The sequence below is a fragment of the Actinoallomurus liliacearum genome (assembly GCF_039542035.1).
GTDB classification, from domain to species: Bacteria; Actinomycetota; Actinomycetes; order Streptosporangiales; family Streptosporangiaceae; genus Actinoallomurus; species Actinoallomurus liliacearum.
This window is the reverse complement of record NZ_BAABHJ010000003.1, coordinates 256,216-277,080: the sequence shown is the minus strand read 5'-3', so window position 1 is coordinate 277,080 and position 20,865 is coordinate 256,216. Positions and strand designations below refer to the sequence as shown.

General features: G+C 73.0%; 16 protein-coding genes. 7 read left to right on the top strand and 9 right to left on the bottom strand.

Annotated features, from left to right (window positions below; genetic code table 11):
• Positions 1 to 2: 2 nt before the first annotated feature.
• Positions 3 to 566, bottom strand: coding sequence for a hemerythrin domain-containing protein (locus ABD978_RS07145; protein WP_345350302.1), 564 nt, complete (start codon positions 564 to 566; stop codon positions 3 to 5).
• Between the two features lie 238 nt (positions 567 to 804).
• On the opposite strand from ABD978_RS07145, the gene ABD978_RS07140 reads away from it, so the two are divergent.
• Positions 805 to 2,256 carry an aminotransferase class V-fold PLP-dependent enzyme gene (locus tag ABD978_RS07140; RefSeq protein WP_345350299.1) on the top strand — a complete coding sequence of 484 codons (1,452 nt, stop codon included), beginning with the start codon at positions 805 to 807 and terminating at the stop codon, positions 2,254 to 2,256.
• Positions 2,257 to 2,295: 39 nt separating this feature from the next.
• Here the strand turns inward: ABD978_RS07140 and ABD978_RS07135 are convergent, their stop codons facing one another.
• A complete protein-coding gene (locus ABD978_RS07135) occupies positions 2,296 to 4,356 on the bottom strand; it encodes an ATP-binding cassette domain-containing protein (RefSeq protein WP_345350296.1) in 2,061 nt (686 codons plus the stop codon).
• A 168-nt stretch (positions 4,357 to 4,524) separates the two neighbouring features.
• Between ABD978_RS07135 and ABD978_RS07130 the strand changes: the two genes are divergently transcribed.
• The 3 genes from ABD978_RS07130 (at position 4,525) to ABD978_RS07120 (ending at position 7,878) form a co-directional block, all read left to right on the top strand.
• Entirely contained in the window at positions 4,525 to 5,448 is a 924-nt protein-coding gene (locus ABD978_RS07130; protein ID WP_345350293.1) for a YndJ family protein, read from the top strand.
• Positions 5,435 to 5,980: a DUF1990 domain-containing protein gene (locus ABD978_RS07125; protein WP_345350290.1), complete on the top strand. Its 546-nt coding sequence runs from the start codon at positions 5,435 to 5,437 to the stop codon at positions 5,978 to 5,980. Before ABD978_RS07130 ends, ABD978_RS07125 begins: the two co-directional genes overlap by 14 nt.
• Positions 5,981 to 6,339: 359 nt before the next feature.
• Positions 6,340 to 7,878 carry a cellulase family glycosylhydrolase gene (locus ABD978_RS07120; protein WP_345350287.1) on the top strand — a complete coding sequence of 513 codons (1,539 nt, stop codon included), beginning with the start codon at positions 6,340 to 6,342 and terminating at the stop codon, positions 7,876 to 7,878.
• A gap of 70 nt (positions 7,879 to 7,948) precedes the next feature.
• On the opposite strand, the gene ABD978_RS07115 is transcribed toward ABD978_RS07120, so the two are convergent.
• The 3 genes from ABD978_RS07115 to ABD978_RS07105 all read right to left on the bottom strand — a co-directional run bounded on the left by ABD978_RS07115 (position 7,949) and on the right by ABD978_RS07105 (position 12,515).
• Positions 7,949 to 9,784: a glycoside hydrolase family 76 protein gene (locus tag ABD978_RS07115; protein ID WP_345350284.1), complete on the bottom strand. Its 1,836-nt coding sequence runs from the start codon at positions 9,782 to 9,784 to the stop codon at positions 7,949 to 7,951.
• Positions 9,785 to 9,894: 110 nt separating this feature from the next.
• Positions 9,895 to 10,953, bottom strand: a complete 1,059-nt coding sequence (locus ABD978_RS07110) for a cobalamin B12-binding domain-containing protein (protein ID WP_345350281.1) — start codon at positions 10,951 to 10,953, stop codon at positions 9,895 to 9,897.
• Complete coding sequence (locus tag ABD978_RS07105) at positions 10,950 to 12,515, bottom strand: PP2C family protein-serine/threonine phosphatase (RefSeq protein WP_345350278.1); 1,566 nt, start codon at positions 12,513 to 12,515, stop codon at positions 10,950 to 10,952. Before ABD978_RS07105 ends, ABD978_RS07110 begins: the two co-directional genes overlap by 4 nt.
• Positions 12,516 to 12,908: 393 nt before the next feature.
• Here ABD978_RS07105 and ABD978_RS07100 point away from each other — a divergent pair, with 393 nt between their 5' ends.
• Together ABD978_RS07100 and ABD978_RS07095 are read left to right on the top strand one after the other, a co-directional pair.
• Positions 12,909 to 13,730 carry an alpha/beta fold hydrolase gene (locus ABD978_RS07100; RefSeq protein WP_345350275.1) on the top strand — a complete coding sequence of 274 codons (822 nt, stop codon included), beginning with the start codon at positions 12,909 to 12,911 and terminating at the stop codon, positions 13,728 to 13,730.
• A gap of 220 nt (positions 13,731 to 13,950) precedes the next feature.
• Positions 13,951 to 16,749, top strand: a complete 2,799-nt coding sequence (locus ABD978_RS07095; RefSeq protein ID WP_345350272.1) for an ATP-binding protein — start codon at positions 13,951 to 13,953, stop codon at positions 16,747 to 16,749.
• Between the two features lie 130 nt (positions 16,750 to 16,879).
• Here the strand turns inward: ABD978_RS07095 and ABD978_RS07090 are convergent, their stop codons facing one another.
• The 3 genes from ABD978_RS07090 to ABD978_RS07080 all read right to left on the bottom strand — a co-directional run bounded on the left by ABD978_RS07090 (position 16,880) and on the right by ABD978_RS07080 (position 19,400).
• A complete protein-coding gene (locus ABD978_RS07090; RefSeq protein WP_345350269.1) occupies positions 16,880 to 17,344 on the bottom strand; it encodes a PepSY domain-containing protein in 465 nt (154 codons plus the stop codon).
• Positions 17,345 to 17,436: 92 nt separating this feature from the next.
• On the bottom strand, positions 17,437 to 18,717 hold the full coding sequence (locus ABD978_RS07085) for a HAMP domain-containing sensor histidine kinase (protein ID WP_345350266.1): 1,281 nt from the start codon (positions 18,715 to 18,717) through the stop codon (positions 17,437 to 17,439).
• On the bottom strand, positions 18,714 to 19,400 hold the full coding sequence (locus ABD978_RS07080) for a response regulator transcription factor (protein ID WP_345350263.1): 687 nt from the start codon (positions 19,398 to 19,400) through the stop codon (positions 18,714 to 18,716). The genes ABD978_RS07085 and ABD978_RS07080 overlap by 4 nt, the downstream gene beginning before the upstream one ends.
• 101 nt (positions 19,401 to 19,501) lie before the next feature.
• On the opposite strand from ABD978_RS07080, the gene ABD978_RS07075 reads away from it, so the two are divergent.
• Positions 19,502 to 20,005, top strand: a complete 504-nt coding sequence (locus ABD978_RS07075) for a hypothetical protein (protein WP_345350260.1) — start codon at positions 19,502 to 19,504, stop codon at positions 20,003 to 20,005.
• Positions 20,006 to 20,120: 115 nt separating this feature from the next.
• On the opposite strand, the gene ABD978_RS07070 is transcribed toward ABD978_RS07075, so the two are convergent.
• On the bottom strand, positions 20,121 to 20,816 hold the full coding sequence (locus ABD978_RS07070) for a helix-turn-helix transcriptional regulator (RefSeq protein ID WP_345350350.1): 696 nt from the start codon (positions 20,814 to 20,816) through the stop codon (positions 20,121 to 20,123).
• Positions 20,817 to 20,865 lie beyond the last annotated feature (49 nt).

Below are 20,865 nucleotides of genomic sequence, written 5' to 3'. Positions count from 1 at the left end.
GGTCAGAGCGGGTAGGCGCCGCGGTGCAGATACGCGCGGACCCGTTCGACCATGGTCGTCCCGGAGGTGACGAACCTGTCCCGCAGGGAGGAGTCCGGCTGCGCGAGGTACTGCCGGAGCGACGCCTTCTCCTTGGCCGCCGCCGCCTTCTCCCCGACCGCGGCGAGTTCCTCCGGCTTCAGGTACCGGGCCAGCAGCGGGAACAGCTGGTTCTCCTCGGCGCGCGCGTGCGGACCGGCCTCGGCGTTCAGCTCCGCGAGGAGGGTGGAGAACTCGGCACTGGTCAGGTCGGGTAGATCCATCCTCCTCAGGACGCGCTCGAGCTCCGCGTGCCCGGCGATCTCGCGCTGGACGATCCGCGTCCCCTGGGGCAGATGGGCGCGGGCCACCGGGTACATGTAGGTCTCTTCGGCGACCGTGTGCCGGACCATCTCGGCGATCAGCAACTGGGTCACCGAACGCCGCAGGCGTTCGAACTCGACCAGATAGTCGAGCTCGGTCAGCAGTTGCCGCAGGTCGTTGTGGTCCTCTTGGAGGACGCTGATCAAAGTTTCGGACTGGTTCATGGCCCGGCCCCTCGAGAGCCGCTCGCGACCGCTTACCCCGAGCCCCCTGCCCCGGATGCGGGCGCCGAAACGCCTCCCCGCCGAGCGACGGCGGGAGGTCGCACGGGCCGGTCCGCGACTGACCGGCGGCAATACGGCTTGCAAAGCACTTGTCGCATACCGGTAATCGCGGTTGAATGCGGCGATATGCGACAGATCCGGCGATATGGACTGTCATGATCTATTGGAGCGTGCGGCCGTGACCGAGCTCAAGGCCGAGCAGATCAGCGACGACAATATCGATGGCGATTTCCTCGCACGTTATCCGGATTATCCGCTGACGCGGCGACTGGACGAGCTACGCGCGACGGACTACGCGTACCTCGACGCGGGCGGTCACCTCTACCTGGACTACGGCGGGGCGGGCCTGCCGGCGGACGGCCAGATCTCCGCACACGCGGCCCGGATGCGCGGGAACTGCTTCGGCAATCCGCATTCGGCGAATCCGACCTCGGCGAGCGCCACCGAGCTGGTCGAGCGCACCCGAGCGCGGATCCTCGCCCACTTCAACGCGTCCGCCGACGAGTACGCCGTGATCTTCACACCGAATGCGAGCGGTGCGTGCCGGCTGATAGGTGAATCCTACCGATTCGACCGGGAAACTCGTTACGTCCTCACCCTTGATAACCACAATTCGGTGAACGGAATTCGGGAGTTCGCCCGCGAACGTGGTGCTGGAACCGAATACGTGCCGATGCGGGGCCCCGACCTGCGGACCGAAGCGGGCGACGTCCGCGCGGCACTCGGGAAAGGCCGCGGCGGACTCTTCGCGTTTCCGGCACAGAGCAACTTCACGGGCGTGCAGCATCCCCTGGAGTGGATCGACCTCGCGCATGAGAACGGCTACGACGTGCTGCTCGACGCGGCCGCGTACGTGCCCACCAACCGGCTCGACCTCGGCGTCACGCATCCCGACTTCGTCCCGGTGAGCTGGTACAAGGTGTTCGGCTACCCGACCGGCGTCGGGTGCCTGGTCGCCCGTCGCGAGGCGCTCGCAAGGCTGCGGCGCCCCTGGTTCGCCGGCGGCACGATCCAGGCGGTCAGCGCCCAGGGCGACTGGCACGTCCTCGCCGACGACGAGACGGCGTTCGAGGACGGCACGCTCAACTTCCTCGCGATCCCGGACGTGGCGGTCGGCATCGACTGGGTGGCGGGCATCGGCGTCGACACGATCCACCGGCGCGTCAGGTGCCTCACCGGCCGGCTGCTCGACCGCCTCCACGGACTGCGGCACACGAACGGCCGGCCGATGGTCGAGGTCTACGGCCCCCACGACACCGTCCGGCGCGGCGGGACGGTCACCTTCAACTTCCGCGATCCGGACGGCCGGATCGTCGACGAACGCGTCGTCGAACGCGACAGCGCCGCGCTCGGCATCTCCCTGCGGACCGGCTGCTTCTGCAACCCCGGTGCGGGCGAGGCCGCGTTCGTCATCGACCGGGACGCCCTCATGAGGTCCGCCGGTCGAAGGGTCGACACGCTGGACGACCACCTCCGGATGCTGGGCCTGCCGAGCGGCGGGGCCGTCCGCGTGTCGATCGGGCTGGCGTCCAACCTCGCCGACGTCGAGCGGTTCGTACGGTTCGCGGAGCAGACCTACCGCGACCGTCACCCGTCGCATCAGGGGCTGACGGCACGGGAGCGCTGCTGACCGCCTACGGCGGCGATAGGGGTTCCAGGCCGGACGCCGCTACCGCCGGCCGTACGCGGTCCCGCGCGCCAGCACGACGCAGGTCAGCGCCAGGAAGAGGGCGGTGAACCCGGTGAGGATCACCCAGTCCACGGCGACCGGGCGGGAGAAGGTCGCTCCGTACGACGCCAGGAGCGGCGGCCCGAGCGGCGACCGCCCGTGGGCCCACAGCCGCGCCACGCCCAGGCTGTGGCCCAACGCCTCGAACGCCCACCGGTTCGACATCCCATAGCTGAGCACCCGGCCGGCCACCGCCATGACCGGCACGGGAAGGATCGCGCCGACGAACAGCACCTGCGGGAAGCAGAGCATCGGCAGCGCCATCGTCGCCTGTGCCGGATCGCCGACGACCGCCGAGATGAGCAGGCCGAGGCCGAGCCCCGCCGCCGACGTCAGCAGCAGGGTCACGAGCAGCTCGCCGTAGGTGGACCAGCCCGCCGCGGGCAGCCGGTCCAGGGCGCGCAGCACGAGGAGCATCACCGCGTCCGCCACCGCGAGCAGCGGCAGCAGGACCGCCACCTTCGCCGCGACGTACGGGGCGATGCCCAGGCCGGCGAGGCATTCGCGGCGGAGGATCGCCCGCTCGGTGCAGATCCGCAGCAGCCCGTACGTCAGGCCGAAGAAGAACCCACCGAACGCGATCCAGAACAGGATCATCACCGTGGCGGCCGGGCTGGGGCGCGCGTACGAGAACGCGTGGGGCCGGAACAGCACCGCGAACATCAGCAGGACCATCACCGGCGAGCCCGCGAGGATCGCCGCCGTCAGCCGGTTGCGGAGCAGGATGTCGAGGTCCCGCCGGGTCAGCACCCGCCACTGCCGGAGCGCGCGCACGGAACGGCGGCCCGCCGGGGAAGGGGCGCCCGCCGGGGAACGGGGGTCCGGCGCCGGACGGCCGCCGCCCGCGGCGGGCACGCCCGATGGCGCGGGCGGGTCATCCAGAACACCGCGGGCGGCCGTGAACCGCCGCGCCCACTCCTCCGGGGTGTCCTCGTCGGCCAGACGCTCGTAGACCTCCTCGATGTGATCGGTCTGGAAGTACGTGCGCGCGGCGTCCGGCGTGCCGAAGAACGCGAGCCGGCCGTCGGTCGTCAGGAACACCACCTTGTCGCACAGGGCCACGTCCGGCGGATCGTGCGTGGTCACCACGACGGTCGAGCCGGCGCCGGCTAGGCGGCGCAGCAGGCGCATGAAGTCGGCCGCCGTCGCCGGGTCCAGCCCCGAGGTCGGCTCGTCCAGGAACAGCACCCTGGGCCGGGTGAGCAGGTCGACGGCGATGCTCGCCCGCTTGCGCTCACCGCCGCTCAGCGAGCCGACCCGCGTGTCCGCGCGGTCGGTGAGGTCGAGGGCCCGCAGTACCCGGCCGACCGCCTCGTCGACGCGGTCGGTGGAGGTGCCCGCCGGAAGGCGCAGCCGCGCGGCGTACCCGAGGGTGCGGGCGATCGGCAGCTCGCGGTGGATGATGTCGTCCTGCGGGACGTACCCGAAGGAGTCCGGGTCGCCGTCGACGCGAACCTCGCCGGTCGTCGGCGGGCGTACGCCCGAGACGGCGTCCAGCAGGGTGGTCTTCCCGCTGCCGCTGGCGCCGACGATCGCGACGAGCTCGCCCGGCTCGATGGTCAGCGAGATGTCCTGCAGCGTCCGCCGGCCGCCGATGTGCCGGCCGACCCCGCGCACGTCGATGCGCAGCCCTGCCGTGCCGGTCTCCGCCGTGGCCCACAGCGCGCCTCGCGCGGTGTCGGCGGGAAGCGTCCACAACCGCGCCGGGGTGAGCGCGCGGACCGTACGCCCGTAACGGCCGTCGACCGTCGTCACCGGCCCGTCGAGCTCGCCGGAGGCCACCGCCACGAGCCGGTCGGCCGGGTCGGCCTCCTCGCATACGACGTCTCCGGCGCCGACCTCCACGAGCCGCAACTCCGGCTCGAGCTCGCGGAGCCGCCGCCGGGGCAGACCGCCCAGTTCGGGCATCCGCCGCAGGACGCGCAGGCGTTCGCCCACCTCACGCCACCCGCCGTCCACCGCGACCGGGCCTGTGGTGCACGCGTCCACGTCGTCCCGCACGTCTCCCCCATCCCCGCCCGCCGGGACGATCCGGCGATCGCTCCGTCGCCCGGCTGATGCGCTCGTGTTCGAGGTGGTCTGCCGCGGTCACTCTCACACACGCCGGCGACGGTGGGAAGACGCCCGGTTCGGGGTGTAGGGTGGCCGCGACGTTGAACACGTTCAAATGTGGGGTCGATCGACATGATCGTGCTCGTCGACATCGTGATCACGGTGGGGATGCTCGTCGTCGTTCCGATGGGGCTGACCCTGATGGACGGGCCGGGCTTGACCCGGCTCCGCACCCTCTGGCCGGCGGGCGCCGCACCGGGCGCGATCGCCTTATGGCTGCCGCGCGGCGCGACCGCCGGCGTCCTCGCCGGCGCGTACGCCCTGCTCACCGTGGCGCTGGCCCTGCAGGCACCCTGGCGGATCGTCCGTCGCCGAACGGCCGCTCGGTCCGACCCGCCGGCGGCCCACACCGGTCCGCCGCCAGGCCGCTCGCCGCTCCCGCGTGAACTGGCCTTCCTGACCGCCCTCGTCACGCCCGCGGTCGCGGGCACGGCCATGGCCGCGGAGCGCTCCGGGTTCCGGCTGTTCGGATTCCGGCTGGAGACGCTCCGGCTCACCGAGGCGCACTTCCACTTCGCGGGCTTCGCGGCGGCGTTGATCGCCGGGCTGGTCTGCCGGGCTGAAGGCGACAGCGCACCCGCACGCGCGGCGGCGCTCACCGTCCCGGGCGGGACCGCGGTGGTGTTCGTCGGATTCTTCGTGGGTGACTGGGTCCAGTTGGCCGGGGCCGCGATCCTGACCGCCGGGATGTGGCTGGTCGGCTGGCTCACCTGGCGGGACGTACGCGGCGTGGAGACGGATCCGGTCGCGCGCGGGCTGCTGGCGCTGTCGGCGTCCGTGCTGGCCGTGACGATGCTGCTCGCGCTGGACTGGGCCCTGGGCGAGGCGACCGGCCTGCCGCACCTGCCGATCGCCTGGATGGCCGCGACCCACGGCGTCCTCAACGCGTTCGGATTCGCGTTCTGCGGCGTCCTCGCCTGGCGGCGCGTGCGGCCGACCGGACCGGACCCGGCGATCGGAGGCTCCCATGCCACAGGATGACCGCGCCGAACCCACCTACGCCGAGGTGGGCGCCACGCGGGACGGTCCGCTGCCGCCCGGCTACCACCACCTGCGTCATCGGGTCCTCATCGGCCACGGACCGGACGTCATGCGGGCGGCAACGGACGACCTGCTGGAGTGGCGGATGCACCGGGCGACGGGCGCGCGCGTCGGTGGTGCCGCTCCCCGCGCCCGGTCCGGCGTCCGGGTCCGGATCTCCCTCGGGATCGGGCCGCTGCGGCTGGTCGCGCCGTGCCTCGTCGTCTGGGCGGAGGACGGCGAGCGCCGCGCCGGTTTCGGGTACGGGACCCTGCCCGGGCACCCGGAATGCGGCGAGGAGAGCTTCGTCCTCGAACGCGACGACGATGACGCCGTATGGTTCACGGTCACCGCCTTCAGCAGACCCGCCCGCTGGATGACGCGCCTGGCGGGGCCCGCCGCCCCGGTGCTGCAGCGCGCGTTCGCACGGGCGTACGGGAGCGCGCTGCGCCGTCTCGCCGCGAAGCGGGGCCGGCCGCGCCTCGGGCGGTGACCGACCGCCCGAGCTGATCCGCGCCGACCGCGGCGCCGACGGCGCGCGGCCGACGGCGCGTGACCGACGGCGCGTGACCGACGGCACGTGGCGAAACTTTCATGCTCACGGGCGTGCGCCGCCCGCACCGCGGCTCGGCCGGAGGCGGGCGGCGACCCGGCGCGCGCTCGCGTCGGACCGCAGGTCACCCCCGGCGGTTCGCGCCGTAGGGGCATCGGCGCGGACGCCGCGGCGTGGATCTCCGCTCCACCATCCTGGGCGGTCGCCTCGACGCGGCCGTGGGAGCGCTCCCATAATCCGGGACATCGGGGGGACGTCGGGGCCTGAACCGCACGAAGTGACTGACGTTAGGTGGTGTCATGCTCGCCCATGGAGCACGCCTGAAAGTTAGATCCATCCCGCTGGTCGTCCTACTCCTCGCCCTCCTCGCCGCGTTCACCGGCGGCGTCTCCCTCGCTCCGAAGGCACGCGCCGCGGGCACCGGTTACTGGCACACCAGCGGCCGGCAGATCCTCGACTCGAACGGCGCTCCGGTACGCATCGCGGGCATCAACTGGTTCGGCTTCGAGACGGCGAACTACGTGGTGCACGGGCTGTGGAGCAGGGACTACAAGAACCTGCTCGACCAGATCAAGTCGCTGCGCTACAACACGCTGCGCCTGCCGTACTCCGACGACATCTTCAAGCCGGGCACGGTGCCCAACAGCATCGACTTCTCGAGCGGCAAGAACGCCGATCTGCAGGGACTGAACTCGCTTCAGGTCATGGACCACATCGTCGACTACGCCGGGTCCATCGGCCTGCGGGTCATCCTGGACCGGCACCGCCCCGACTCCTCCGGCCAGTCCGCGCTCTGGTACACCTCCAGCGTCCCCGAGTCGACCTGGATCGCGAACCTGAAGGCCATCGCGAGCCGTTACGCGAACAACCCCGCCGTCGTCGGCATCGACCTGCACAACGAGCCGCACGATCCGGCCTGCTGGGGCTGCGGAGACACCTCGACCGACTGGCGGCTGGCCGCCGAGCGCGGTGGCAACGCGGTGCTCTCGGTCAACCCGAACCTCCTCATCTTCGTCGAGGGCGTGCAGACCTACAACGGCGACTCCGGCTGGTGGGGCGGCAATCTGGAAGGCGCCGGCACCTACCCGGTCCGTCTCTCGGTGGCGAACCGCCTGGTCTACTCCGCGCACGACTACGCCACGAGCGTGTCCGACCAGACCTGGTTCCACGCCTCCGACTTCCCCAACAACCTGCCCGGCGTGTGGGACAGGTTCTGGGGCTACCTGTTCAAGCAGAACGTCGCACCGGTCTGGGTCGGTGAGTTCGGCACCACGCTGCAGTCGACCATCGACCAGCAGTGGCTCGCCGCCCTGGTGAAGTACATGGGCACCGGTACGGACTCGTTCCAGTGGACCTTCTGGTGCCTGAACCCGAACTCCGGGGACACCGGCGGGATCCTGAACGACGACTGGACGACCGTCAACACCACGAAGGACGCCTACCTGTCCTCGGTCAAGTCGACCGCCTTCGACCCGGTCGGCGGGGGCTCGGGTGGCGGCGGTGGCGGCGGCGGAGGTGGTGGTGGCGGCGGCACCTCGGCCTGCACCGCGACGTACCACGTGGACAACGACTGGGGCAACGGCTTCACCGCCACCGTGACCGTGAAGAACTCCGGCACCGCGGCCACACGAGGCTGGAAGGTCACCTGGTCCTTCGGCGGCAACCAGTCCGTCAGCAACGGCTGGAGCGCCACGGTCACCCAGTCCGGCGCCGCCGTCACGGCGACCAACGCCTCCTTCAACGGCGCCCTGAATCCCAGCGCCTCGACGTCGTTCGGATTCCAGGCGACCTACTCCGGTTCCAACTCCGCCCCGACCCCGGCCTGCACCGCCACCTGATTCCGGAGAGGACACCGCGCGTGCGGCGCGGCGGCCACCGGCAGCCACGCCACACCGCCGGTGAACCGGCTCAGGGACCGGTTCGGGGCGGCCCGGTGAGGGCGCCCAGGCCGCTGGCCTGGGTACGCCAGTCGGACGGGTTGGGGCTGCCGCCCGCCCAGCGCTGGCCGATCCGGTTGAGCGGGTCGCGGTCGGCGGCCCAGATCGAGTCCGCCTGCCGCTGGGCGAACGACTGGTAGGCGGAGCCTCCGGTCGCCGCCGCGAGGTCGGCGAAGTAACGGCTGAAGATGCCCTTGAACTGCTTCTGGTTGTCGTCGCAGGTGCTCTGGCCGACGTCGCACGACTCGGCCAGGATCCCGTTCTGCGTGAGACCCGTCATCGCCGCGTCCGCGAGTCGCCGCGCGGCCGCGAGCAGGCTGGCGTCGCCGGTGGCGCGCCAGGCCTCGACCAGGCCGCCGATGGCGAGGCCCTGGTTGTAGGTCCAGACCGTCTGGCCGTTGTTGCGGCAGTCCTGGGTGAGGCCGTCGTTGACGAGGTTCGCGGAGTTGATCAGCCCGCTGTTCAGGTACCAGGTCGCCGCCGTACGGGTCCGCTGCAGCCAGACGGTGTCGCCGGGCGTGCGGCGGTGGATCGACGCGGCGAGCCGCAGGTAGAGGCCGCTCGTCACCGCGTTCTTGTACGTGCGTTCCCGGTCCCACCACACCCCGCCGCCGCACGTGCCCGGATCCCAGTACTGGTTCACGTAGTTCGCGATCGTCGTGGCCATGGCGAGGTACCGCTGGTCGCCCGTGTGGTCGTACGCCGCCACCCACGCGAGGCCCCACCACGCGCTGTCGTCGATGGCGCGGCTGACGAAGTTCCCCTCGATCGGATCGGTGCCGCGCTGCCCGGCCGCGAACGCCCCCTTGTTCTGGTCGAACGTGCGGGCGATGACCCAGTCGTACTGGTGGTCGCCGTGGTCGATGAGCGTGGTGAGCGTCGCCGCGGAGTTCCACCAGCTGCTCGGCCACCAGCCGGCGTAGGGGTCGTAGGAGTACATCAGGGCGTCCGCGGCCGCCGGGGCGCGGGACGGCGCGGGCCGGGCCCATGCCGTGCAGCTGCCGTTCTGCCCGGACACCGCCCGGCCGCAGGCCCGGACGGCGCCGCCGTAGAGCCGGCCGCGCGGGTCTCGGGTGGCGAACATCGTGGTACGGGCGCCGGTCGCGCCGCTCGCGACCGAGAGGCGGCCGAGCGAGGATCCGTCGGGCCAGGTGGCGCCGCCGTCCCATGAACGGTCGAGCCACACCTCGTCGCCCGGGGCGCCCGCCTCGGTGCTCGCCCAGGCCATCCCGTTCTGATCGACGTGCAGCCGGATCACCCGGCCGGAGAGGGTGGTCGCCGGGACGGGCCGGCTGTCGCCGTTCGCCTGCCCCGCGTCGGTGCGGTCGCAGCGGACGTCGCAGACCGTCGGGTAGACCCAGTCCGTGCACGCGACCGCGCCGGCGTCACCGCAGGCCCGGATGAGGCCACGGCGGTGGCCGCGCGGGTCGGAGATGTTGTACATGAGCGTCCGCGTGCCGGTCCACGTGCTGGGGATGCTCGCCTTTCCGAGCAGGCCCTCCCACGTCTGTCCGCCGTCCCAGGACCGGTCGAGCCACACGGCGTCGCCGGTGGTGCCGTCGTCGATGCTTCCCCAGGCCATGCCGTCGGCGTCCGACACGTGCAGCACCAGTTCGCGGCCGTTGAGGTTCTTCTGCGGCACCGGGAACGTCTCCTGCGCGGCCCGCGACGGGTCGAGGGTGTCGCAGGACAGGAAGCACACCTGGGACGCGGCGGCCGCCGGTGCCGCGCGTACGCCGGGAACGACACAGAGCAGGACCAGTCCGGCGAGGGCGGCGGCGAGACGGCCGAGCGGATTACGTCGCATTTGACGTTGGTAAACCAGGATGGTCAATTCCGTCAATAAGCTGGCGACCTTGTGGGAATCGACCGAATCGCCGTGTTCGAATCCGTGGGATTCCCGCGTCCCGCGCCTCGTCAGCGGGGAGTGGGGACGGCGGCGCGACCCTCGCGGAGCAGGCGGACGGCGCGCGGGAAGTCCTTGAGCTGTTCGGCCAGCAGGTCCAGGCCCAGGCCGACCGAATGCGCGGGGACGCCGCGTGCGGCGAGGATGTCGCCGGTCCAGGAGATGAAACGGGTGAACAGCGCGGAGTCGTCGAGGTAGAGGGCCACACCGAGGAATTCGGTGATATGGGCGATGTCCTCGGCGGTGTGCTGGCGCTGCCGTTCGCTGTAGGTCGCCATGGCCGGGAAGCGTTCCTCCAGCGCGGCCAGGACCGCCGCGACGAGGCGGGGCGCGCTGCGGGTGACCAGGGTGTACTCCTGGTCGGCCAGGTGCGGCAGGTCGTCCACCGGCTCGTGCACCGGCGGCGGGACGTACGGCCGGGCGAGGATCTCCTCGAGGCGGCCGGCCGCGGTGCGGGCGTCGGGCGCCCAGGCATCGGCGCCCAGCCGGTCGGCGTAGCCACCGTCGGGGCCGAAGGCCGCGCCGCCGGCCATGACCGGGACACCGGCGGCCTGGCAGGCGGTGATCGTGGCGTGCGCGGTGGGCAGGCGCGTGGGGATGGAGGAGGACAACGCCAGCGCGTCGGGTCCCGTACGGTGCAGGTGTTCGATCAGGTGCGGGACGGGTACCTGCGCGCCGAGGAAGTCGACGTGCCAGCCCCGCAGTCGCAGGGTCTCGGCCAGCAGGCGGGCGGGCAGCGCGTGCCACTCGCCGTCGACGCACGCCACCGCGACCCGGCCCCGCCCCGGCCGCCGGGGCGCGGACGCGCGGTGGGCCAGGGCGGCGACGACACGGTCGTTGATGGCCGTCGCGGTGTGCTCCCGGGCCACGCTGATCCGGTTCGCGGCCCACTCCGCGCCGACCCTCGCCTGCACGGGCGCGATCACGTCGAGCAGCGCCGACTCGGCGTCCAGCCCGGCGTCCACCGCCGACAGCACGACGTCGACGGCGGTGTACTCGTCGCCCTCCCGCACGGCGTCCCACAGGCGGGCGGAGACGGTCTCGGTGTCCATGCGGTCCGTGACGGTCATCGCCGGGTCTCCTCGTGTCGTGAGCGTCGCTCCGCCGGCTCCGGTCCCCCGGGGTGCGGGGCGGTGATCGCCACGACGGCCATGTCGTCATGGTCGCGGCTCCCGGCCCACTGCGCCGCGAGCATCTGCACGCGCTCCACCACCGCTCCGGCCGGCATTCCCCCGCATTCGGACAGCGCGTCCTTCAACCGCTCATCACCGAACATGGCGTCGCCGAGGGGGCCGCCGCGGGCCTCGGTGATGCCGTCGGTGTAGAGCACACACGTCTCACCGGGCGCGAGTTCCACCTCGGCGGTGGACGCGAAGATGTCCGGGAACGCCCCGATCAGGCAGCCCCGGGTGGCGGCCTCCTCGACCGCACCGCCAGAACGGACGATCAACGGCGGCGGATGGCCCGCGGCGGTCAGGCGCAGCCGCACCCGGTCCCCGGCGCGCACCGCCGACGCGAGGACGAGAGTGGCGAACCGGCTCGATCCCGTGTTCAGCAACGCGCCGTTGAGCAGGGACAGCGTCCGCAGGTGGTCATCGGCCATGGGCAGCAGCGCCTGCAGCGTGGTACGGATTCGGCCGGTGGTGACCGCCGCCTCCAGTCCCTTGCCGCACACGTCGCCCAGCACGACGAGAGACTCCTCGCCCTCATCCGCGCCGGGGTGGACGTCGTAGAAGTCACCGCCGACGAGCTCACTGCGCACCGACGCGCGGTACCCGCCGGCGAAGTCCACACCGTGCACGTGGTGCAACTGCGGCGGCAGCAGCTCACGCATGAGGATCTCGGTGATCGCGGCCTGGTCGGCGTACACACGGGCCGCCGACAGCGCCGCGCCCGCCCGCGCGGCGAACAGCCGGGCGAAGTGCTCCTCGTCGTCGCTGAACGCCGACCGGTCGTTGCGCCGCAGCAGGACGAACGCGCCGGCCGGGATGCCGTGTCCGGGCAGCGGGGTGATCGCCACCGCGCCGACCGGCCCGTCGAAGCCCTCCGGAATCACCCACGGCGACAGGTCGCGCGGGTCGATCCAGCGAGAGGGGATCGGCGGGAAGCCCTGCAGCGCCTCGTTCAATCCGGGCACCTCGGCGGGGTCGGCCTGCACCGTGCGGCGGTGGACCGCGCCCCCGCGCATCGCGTACGCCACCGGCAGCCGTTTTCCGACCGCGGGCGCGACGAGGACCGCGGCGTCGGCCAGGTGCTCGGCCGCCAGCCGTACCGCGACCTCCATGCACCGCTCGAAGTTCAGGGTCGACAGCAGGGCGTTGGACGCCTCCGCCAGGAGCGCCGTGCGCTTCCGCTCCTTCTCCAGCGCCGTCTCGGCGCGCCGCCGCTCGGTGTCGTCGGCCAGCCACCAGACCACGTTCCCGTCCGGCGAGCGGGTCGGGTACGCCGCGAGACCGAGCTCCCCCACCTCACCCCGTACGGGCCCGGTCCCGTCTCCTCCCAGAGTGCGGTGCGCCTCCGCCAGCCACCCGGCCGTCGTCGCGGCGAGGTTCGCGCCCGGCGCCGCTCGCGGGAAAAGCCGGACGGCGGCCTCGTTGAGCTCGACCACCCGGCCGTCGGCATCGGCCGTCACGAGGGGGTACGGGGCCGCGCTCCCCGGGGTGCCGGTCACCCGCCCGGGGCCGGGCCGGTCCGCGGAAGCAGTGCTGGAGACATCCACGCGTCGGGGCCCACGGACGCGCGAGCCCCCACCACCTTTCCGATTGAAAAAGCTTGCCTAACGACAACCGTCTCTTATGGACGGTATAACGGCAAGTTCCGGCAACCCCCGCCACGCTAGCCGCTGACCACAGATGCCCTGTCACAGGGTCACGGCCCCCGTGCGCCGCCCCGCCGCCGCCTCCTCGGGTGTCCGGGCCGTACGAAATCGCAAGTCATTCGACTTATGTGCGTGCCGCGCCGCCGCGGGACATTGGGACGGCGGTGGTCTCTCGGCCGTCCGCACTCACCGCTGAAAGGACGATCCATGCCCACCATCACGACCGCCGATGGCACGCGCATCTTCTACAAGGACTGGGGCAGCGGACAGCCCGTCGTCTTCAGCCACGGCTGGCCGCTGAACGCCGACGCCTGGGACGAGCAGCTGCGCCTGCTGGCCGAGAACGGCTACCGCGCCATCGCCCACGACCGCCGCGGGCACGGCCGTTCCGACCAGTCCTGGTCCGGCAACGACATGGACACCTACGCCGACGACCTGGCCGCCCTCATCGAGCACCTCGACCTGCGCGACGCGATCCTGGTCGGCCACTCCACCGGCGGCGGCGAGGTCACCCGCTACCTGGGCCGCCACGGCAGCGCCCGCGTCGCCAAGGCCGTCCTGCTCGGCGCCGTGCCGCCGGTGATGCTGCGGAGCGCGGACAACCCCGAGGGCACGCCCCTCGAGGCGTTCGACGCCATCCGCGCCGGCGTGGACGCCGACCGCTCCCAGTTCTACTGGGATCTCAGCGAGAGCTTCTACGGCTTCAACCGCCCGGACGCGGCCGTATCCGAGGGCGCCCGCCGCGCCTTCTGGCTCTGGAGCATGCAGGTCGGCGTCAAGGCCGCCTACGACTGCGTCAAGCAGTTCTCCGAGACCGACTTCACCGAGGACCTGAAGGGCATCGACGTCCCCGTCCTGATCGCCCACGGCGACGACGACCAGATCGTCCCGATCCAGGCCGCCGCCCTCAAGACCGCGGAACTGGTCAAGGACGCCACGCTCAAGGTCTACCCCGGCGCGCCGCACGGCCTCTACGGCACGTTCCGGACCGCGTTCGAGAAGGACCTGCTGGACTTCATCCGCGGCTGAACCGATCGCGCGTTCTGGGCGGTCCGGGGCGCCCCCGCACCGCCCAGAACCACCGCACGGCGCCCCCCGCGCCCACGAATCGCCGACGCCACTGGCCCCGGTGGCGTCGGCCACGCGTCTCCTCGTCCCCGCCGAGCACCCGCTCGACCAGGTGAAACGGTCTTTTAGTCTTGAAGGCCGCAATCATGCGGTTGATCGGTGGAACGGCGGAGGAACGGCGATGAGTCGCGGGGGCGATGCGGACCTGCCCGAGAGCGAGGTGATCGGGCGAGAACCGGAGCTCGCCCGCATCCGGCGGCTGCTGGACACCACAGGCGCGGACCGCTCCCCCCTGCTGCTGGTCGTCGGCGAGCCCGGCTCCGGCAAGAGCACCCTGCTGGACGCCGCCGCCCGCGAAGCCGGGCACCGGGGCCTGCGAGTCCTGCGGTGTCAGGGCCACGAGGGCGAGACCGGACTCGTCTTCGCCGGGCTGCACCAGTTGCTGGCCCCGATGGCGGCCGACGTCCGGGAGCTGCCCGGCCCCCAGCGCGACGCCCTGCTGGGGGCGTTCGGCCTGGACGAGGCCGGTCCCGCCGGAACGGCGGGGGAGCCCGAGCGGCTGCTGATCAACCTCGCCGTGCTGACGCTGCTGTCCGACACGGCGTACCGGCAGCCGCTCTTGATCATCGTCGACGACGCGCAGTGGCTCGACGCCTGCTCGCTGGACGTGCTGGCCTTCGTCGCACGGCGGCTGGCCGACGAACCGGTCTCCGTCCTGGCGGCCACGCGCGGCGAGTCCGTGCCCGAGCAGTTCGGGCCCGAGTTCCCCCGGCTGGTCGTACCGCCGCTCGCCGCGGCGGCCGCCGGCCGGCTGCTGGACGTCCAGCCGGTACCCCCGGCGGGGCCGCTGCGACGGCAGATCCTGCGGCAGGCGGCCGGCAACCCCCTGGCCCTGGTCGAGCTGGCCAGGGCGACGGCCGACTCACCGGCCTCCCTCACGGACGACGCCGTCGAGAGGCTCCCGCTCACCGCGCGGCTGGAGCGCGTCTTCGCCGACCGCCTGGCGGGACTGCCGGAGGAGACCCGGCGCGCGCTGCTGTTCGCCGCCGCCGCGGACGACCCGGACCTGCCCGCCGCGCTGCTCGCGTCAACGGCCGTCGGCCCGGACGGCGGGCTCGAGGCGTGGCTGCTCGCGGAGAAGGCCGGCCTGGTCACCCTGGACAGCGGCCACGTCGCCTTCCGGCATCCGCTGATGCGCTCCGCGGTGTACCAGGCCGCGCCCTTCGCGGCCCGCCGGGAGGTCCACCTCGCCCTGGCGGACGCGCTCGCGGGCAACCCCGACCGCCGCGCCTGGCACCTCGCGGCCGCGACCCTCGCCCCGGACGAGACGATCGCCGCCGCGCTGGAGGAGACCGCGGACCGGGCGCGCAGGCGCGGCGGCTACCGCGTCGCCGCGGCGGCACTCGAACGCGCCGCACGGCTCAGCCCCGACCCCCACCGGCAGGCGCGGCGCCTGCTGGACGCCTGCGACCTGGCGATGCACGCGGGCCGGCCGCTGTGGGTGGAGCGGCTCACCGCCGGAGTCGTCGCCGCCACCGACGACCCGGACCTGCTGACCGAGGCGGCGCTGTGGACCGGTTGGGCGCTGGCGGCCACCACCCGCCAGAAGGCCGCGCTGTCCCGCCTGCTGCCGCTCGCCGCGTCGACCGTGGACACCGCGCCGGTCGTGGCCCTGGACGCGGTCCGCCACGGAGCCATCGTCATCTACAACATGGGCGACGAGGGCTATCGCCGCGAGGCACTGGAGTTGCTGGCCCGGATACCGGCGGACGTCGGGGAGCCTTTCAAGCAGGCGTGGCCGCGGGCGGCCTGTGACCCCTTCGGGGACCGGGAGGGCCACCTGCGGTCGCTGCACCGGGCCCTCGATGTGCCGGACCCGGGCGCCACGGAACTGACCGTGCTGGGCGGGTGCGCCTGGGTGCTGGACGAGACCGCCACCGCGGTCCGGCTGATGAGCGAGGGCATGGAGCACCTGCGGCGCGTGACCACCGCGGGGGCCAACGCCGTCCTAAGCCAGGCACTGGCGATCGCGCAGTTCGAGAGCGGAGCGTGGGACGCCGCGGAGGTGACCGCCGACGACGCCCGCCGGGTGGCCGCCGAGAACGGCCTGGACATGGCCGGGCGGGCCGCGATGTACGTCGAGGCGGCGCTGCTGACACTGCGCGGGAACACCGGCCGGGCGCGCGAGCTGATCGACCGGGCGGTGGCCGGCATCGATCCCGCCGAGAGCCGTGCGCTGCAGGCCCGGGCGCTGGTCGTACGGGGCGCCATCGCGGCCGGCGACGGCAACCACGCGCTGGCGTACGGGCTGCTGCGAGGGCTGTTCACGGTGGATCCCGACCCGATGCCGCTGCACTACCACGCCTCCTACTACGGCGTCGGCGACCTGGCGGCGGCGGCCGTACGCGCGCGTCAGGAGAAGGACGCCGCGAATGTGGTGGACTCCGTCGAACGCCGGCTGGCGGGCGGGATGTCGACACGGCTGACCCTGATGGTGCACCGGGCGCGGGCGCTGCTGGCCCCGGCCGACGACGCCGAGGAACACTTCCAGGCGGCGCTGACCGACCCGGCGTGCGAACAGTGGCCCTTCGAGCGCGCGCAGACCCGCCTGGAGTACGCCGAGTGGTTGCGTCGCCGCCGCCGCACCGGCGAGGCCCGTACGGCGCTGGCCCAGGCCCTGGCGGTGTTCGAACGGCTCGGTGCGCGGCCCTGGGTCGCGCGCACCACCGCCGAACTGCGCGCCTGCGGGGTCGCCCTGCCCGCCGAGAAGAAGCGGGCGCGGAACGTGGAGCAGCTCACCGCGCAGCAGTTGCAGATCGTGCGGCTCGCGGCCACCGGGCTGACCAACCGGGAGATCGGCGAACGCCTGCTCCTGTCGCCCCGCACCGTCGGATTCCACCTGTACCAGGCGTTCCCGAAACTCGGCGTCACCACGCGGGCCCAGTTGCGCGATGCCCTGGGCGACGCGGAACTCCACTGATCCCCGGCCGGGCGGCGTCCGTGGTGATCGGGACCATGCCGGGGCGTGCGGTCCGCCGCGCCGCGCCGGCCGGCGATCGCCGAGCAGTGAGCGACGATCGCCGACCGGACGCGGTCGACCGGCCGGTGACTCAGCGGCCGCCCCGGTGGTCGTCCCGACCCGAGTGGTCGTCCCGACCCGCGCGGTCGTCCCGACCCGAGTGATCGTCCCGGCGGCTCCGGGACGCGTGCCGGACCTCGTTCTTGGTGATCTTTCCGGTCCGGGCGTCGATGACGAGTTCCCGCTGGACGCCCTTCGCGGTCAGCTTCACCTCCCAGAAGGGAGCCCGCCGGTCGCCGTGGAGTTCGGTCGAGAGGATCCGCGCGCCGGGGACCGCCTTGCGCGCGATCCCCCCGGCCTGCGCGGCGCTGATCTTGGTGGCCGCCGCGACGGCCGTGTCGTCGTGGTGGCGTCCGCCGGTGGTCGAGTCGTCGCGCGCGGCGGCGACGGCGGTGACCGGTCGGGTGTGGTGGTCGTCGGCGAGTGCGATTCCGCCGGCGGCAGCGATGGCGGTGGCGGCGACGAGTCCGACGCCGATGATGGTGAGACGGCCCATGGCGTATGCCCTCCCGGATGTGGGGTTCGGTTACGGGAGTCAGGTTGCCGCCGGGGGCGATAAGCCCGTGCTGCGGCGTGGCTAAGGGCCGGCTAAGAGATCGCGGAGGGCGCGGGCAGAGTCAGGGTGATCTCCGCGCCGCCGTTCGGGGAACGGCCGAGGGTGAGGGCGCCGCCCGCGGCGTGGGCCGTGCGCCGGGCGATGTCGAGGCCGAGCCCGGTGGAGGCGCGGCCGCTCCGGCCCCGGCCGGGCAGGTCGCCGCCGGGCAGGCCGGAGCCGTCGTCCCCGATGACGACACGAGCGCCGCTCGTCGTCGCCTCCAGCCGCACGGTGAAGGCCGTGGCCTCCGGGGTGTGCGCGAAGACGTTCTCGAGCAGGGCGTCCACGGCGGCGGCCAGTTCGTCGCCGTCGACCGCGACCGGGACCGGGTGGTCGGGTAGGACGGTGCTCACGGGGCGGTCCTGTTCGTCGGCGAGCGCGGACCAGTAGTCGACGCGTTCGGTGAGGATCTGACGGGCGTCGCACCGCCCACCGGACCGACGCGGGTGGCGCGTGTCGCTGATGATCTGAGTGACCGTCCGTTCCAGCGCGTCGACGACGGCGGTCACGCGTTCGGCCTCGGCCGGGTCCCGGAGCGATTCGGTCTCCAGCCGCAGCGCGGTCAGCGGGGTGCGCAGCCGGTGTGACAGGTCCGCGGCGGCCTCGCGTTCTCCGGTGAGCAGATCGCCGATGCGGCCGGCCAGGTGGTTGAGCGCGGCGCCGACGTCACGGATCTCCGCGGGCCCGGCGGGTTCGATCCGGGCGTCCAGGTCGCCACCGGACAGCCGCTGCGACAGGGCGGCCAGGGCGGTGACGGGACCGAGCATGGAGCGGGCGATCGCGTCGGCCACGACCAGCCCGACGCCCAGCAGCCCGATCCCGAGCAGGCCGAGGATCAGCCAGGCGCGCAGGACCCCGGCGCGCAGTTCGGCGGTGGTGACGAAGGTGCGGATGACGATGGTGCCGGCCGGGGCGCCCTGCACCGCGATCAGGATCTCGCGGCCGCCCGGAGCCCGGGCGGTGACGCTGCGCCCGCGCGCGGCCAGTTGCAGCGCCCGGCTGCGGGGCGCCGACGCGCCGATGAGGCTGCCGTCGGCGGGCCAGAGCACCGTGATCGGGTACCGGCTCGTCGCCCGGACCTGGGACACGGTCAGCTCGACGGTGCCGCGATCGGCCGTCGCGACGACCGGTACCAGCGACTGGGCCGCGGCGGTGGCGGCGGTGGTCGCGCGGTCGGCGGCCACCTGGCGTACGAGGAGGGCCAGTGGCACCAGGAACGCGATCAGGACCAGGGAGGCGGTCGCGGCCACCAGCCGGAACAGGCGGCTCCTCATGCGCCCGGATCAACGATCTTGACGCCGGCTCCTCGCACCGAGTGCAGGTAGCGGGGCTGTTTGGCGGTCTCCCCGAGTTTGCGGCGCAGCCACGCCACATGCACGTCGACGGTCTTGTCCGCTCCCCCGTACGGCGTCCGCCAGACCTGCGTCAGCAACTCCCGTTTGGAGACCACCTGTCCGGCGCGGGCGGCCAGGTAGTGCAGCAGGTCGAACTCCTTGGGCGCCAGTTGCAGCGGTCGCCCGTCCAGGCTCGCCTCCCGAGCCCTCGGGTCGATGCGCAGCGCACCGACGAGCACCGGCCCCTGCTCGCCCTGACGGTCCTCGGCCCGGCGCAGCACCGCGCGGATCCGCGCGTCCAGTTGGCCGGCGCCGAAGGGTTTGACGAGATAGTCGTCGGCCCCGGCGTCGAGTGCCCGGACGATCTCGCTCTCATCGTCGCGCGCGGTGGCCACGATGACCGGCACCCGGCTGACACCGCGCAACATCCGCAGCACCTGCGTTCCGTCCAGGTCCGGCAGGCCCAAATCCAGCACGACGAGGTCGGGGCGGGCGTCGACGGCCTGCTGCAGGCCGGTCATGGCGGTGGTCGCGGTGGTGACCGCGTGACCGCGTTCGGACAGGGCCCGCACCAGCGCCGTCCGCACCGACGCGTCGTCCTCGATCAGCAGTAGTTGCGGCACAGGCCAACCGTAGCCAGCCGATGGCCCCGCGGATCAGGTGATGGCACCGCCTTATCGGCGTCTTATCGGTCCCTTAGCCGCGTTCGTGGCAGCCTGGCCCAATGACCAGACGCGTCCTGATCGGGATCACCGCCTGGGCGGCCGCCGCGGCCGTCTCGACCGGCATCGGCATCGCCGCGATCTCCGTGCTGGGCGCCGGCATCACCGACCGCGGTGTCCGCCCGATGACGCCCGACCAGGTCGAACGGGCACTGGCCGCCGCCACGGCACCGGCCCCCGCGACGGCGACGGCGACGGCGACGGCGACGCCTGCTTCTCCCACCACGAGGCCGACCCCGCGCGGCACCCCCGTGGCCGGAACCACCCGTGCGCTGTCCACATCGGGCGGGAGCGTGCTGGCCCGCTGCGGACCCGCCGACGCCGCGTACCTGCTCTCCTGGACACCGGCCCAGGGCTACGGGGTCGACGATGTGAACCGCGGGCCCGCACCACGCGCGTCGGTGAAGCTGGAGGCCGACCACGGCCGCAAGCTCGTCATCCAGGTGACCTGCCGCTCCGGTGTCCCGACGGCGACGACCACCACGGACGGCGGCGGACACGACTGAGCGACCGCCGCACCGGCGATCGGCCGTGCCGGGGTGCGGACGTTCGGGGTGCGACGTGCCGGGGTGCGGGCCGGGCGGCCCTGAGCGTACGGGGGCCGGGGCGGTCACACGGCGGTCAGGGGGACTCGTCCGCGGCCTCGGCGCGGGTGTCCGCGGGCGAGAGCGCGACGCAGCACTCGCCGGGCCGGGGGTCGAGGTCGGCTCGGAGGCCGGTGACCCGCAGACCGTCGAGGTAACCGCCGAGGAAGGCGTGGTTCATCGCGCAGACCAGGTCGGGCGACCGGGCGGCGAGCGGGTGGAAGGGGCAGTTGCGCAGCCGGAGCCGCGTGGGGGCGAGGCGGGCCGGTTCGAAGCCGTACCGCTCGAGCATGTGCTCACAGATCGTGAGGCCCCGCTCGGCGCCCAGCCGTCCTGGACGGGTCGCCTCCCGCTCGGCCGTTCCGAGACCATGACCGCGCTCCCGGGCCACTCGGACCGCCGCCTGCCGGCCGTCCTCGTCCCGCGTCCCGGTCTGGACGGCCTCCATCAGCAGGTCGGCGAGGAAATCGTGGCGGCGTTCGGGAATCGAGACCTGGACCGTGACGCCGGACGGCTCGTAGAGCTTGGGCTGACGGCCGACCTTGCGCAGGCCGCCCGGGTGTTCGTAGTGCGCCCGCAGTAGTCCGGCGTCGACCAGCTTGTCGAGGTGGAACGCGGCCAGCTTCCGGGAGATCCCGACACCGGCGGCCGCCTCGTCCCTCGTCACGGGCCGGCCGGCCCGGCGGACGAACACGTACATGCGTCGCCGGGTCTCCTCGCCCAGCACGTTCACGGACTCCAAGGCGCTATCCACCGGTGTGGGCGGATTTGGATCGGATGCC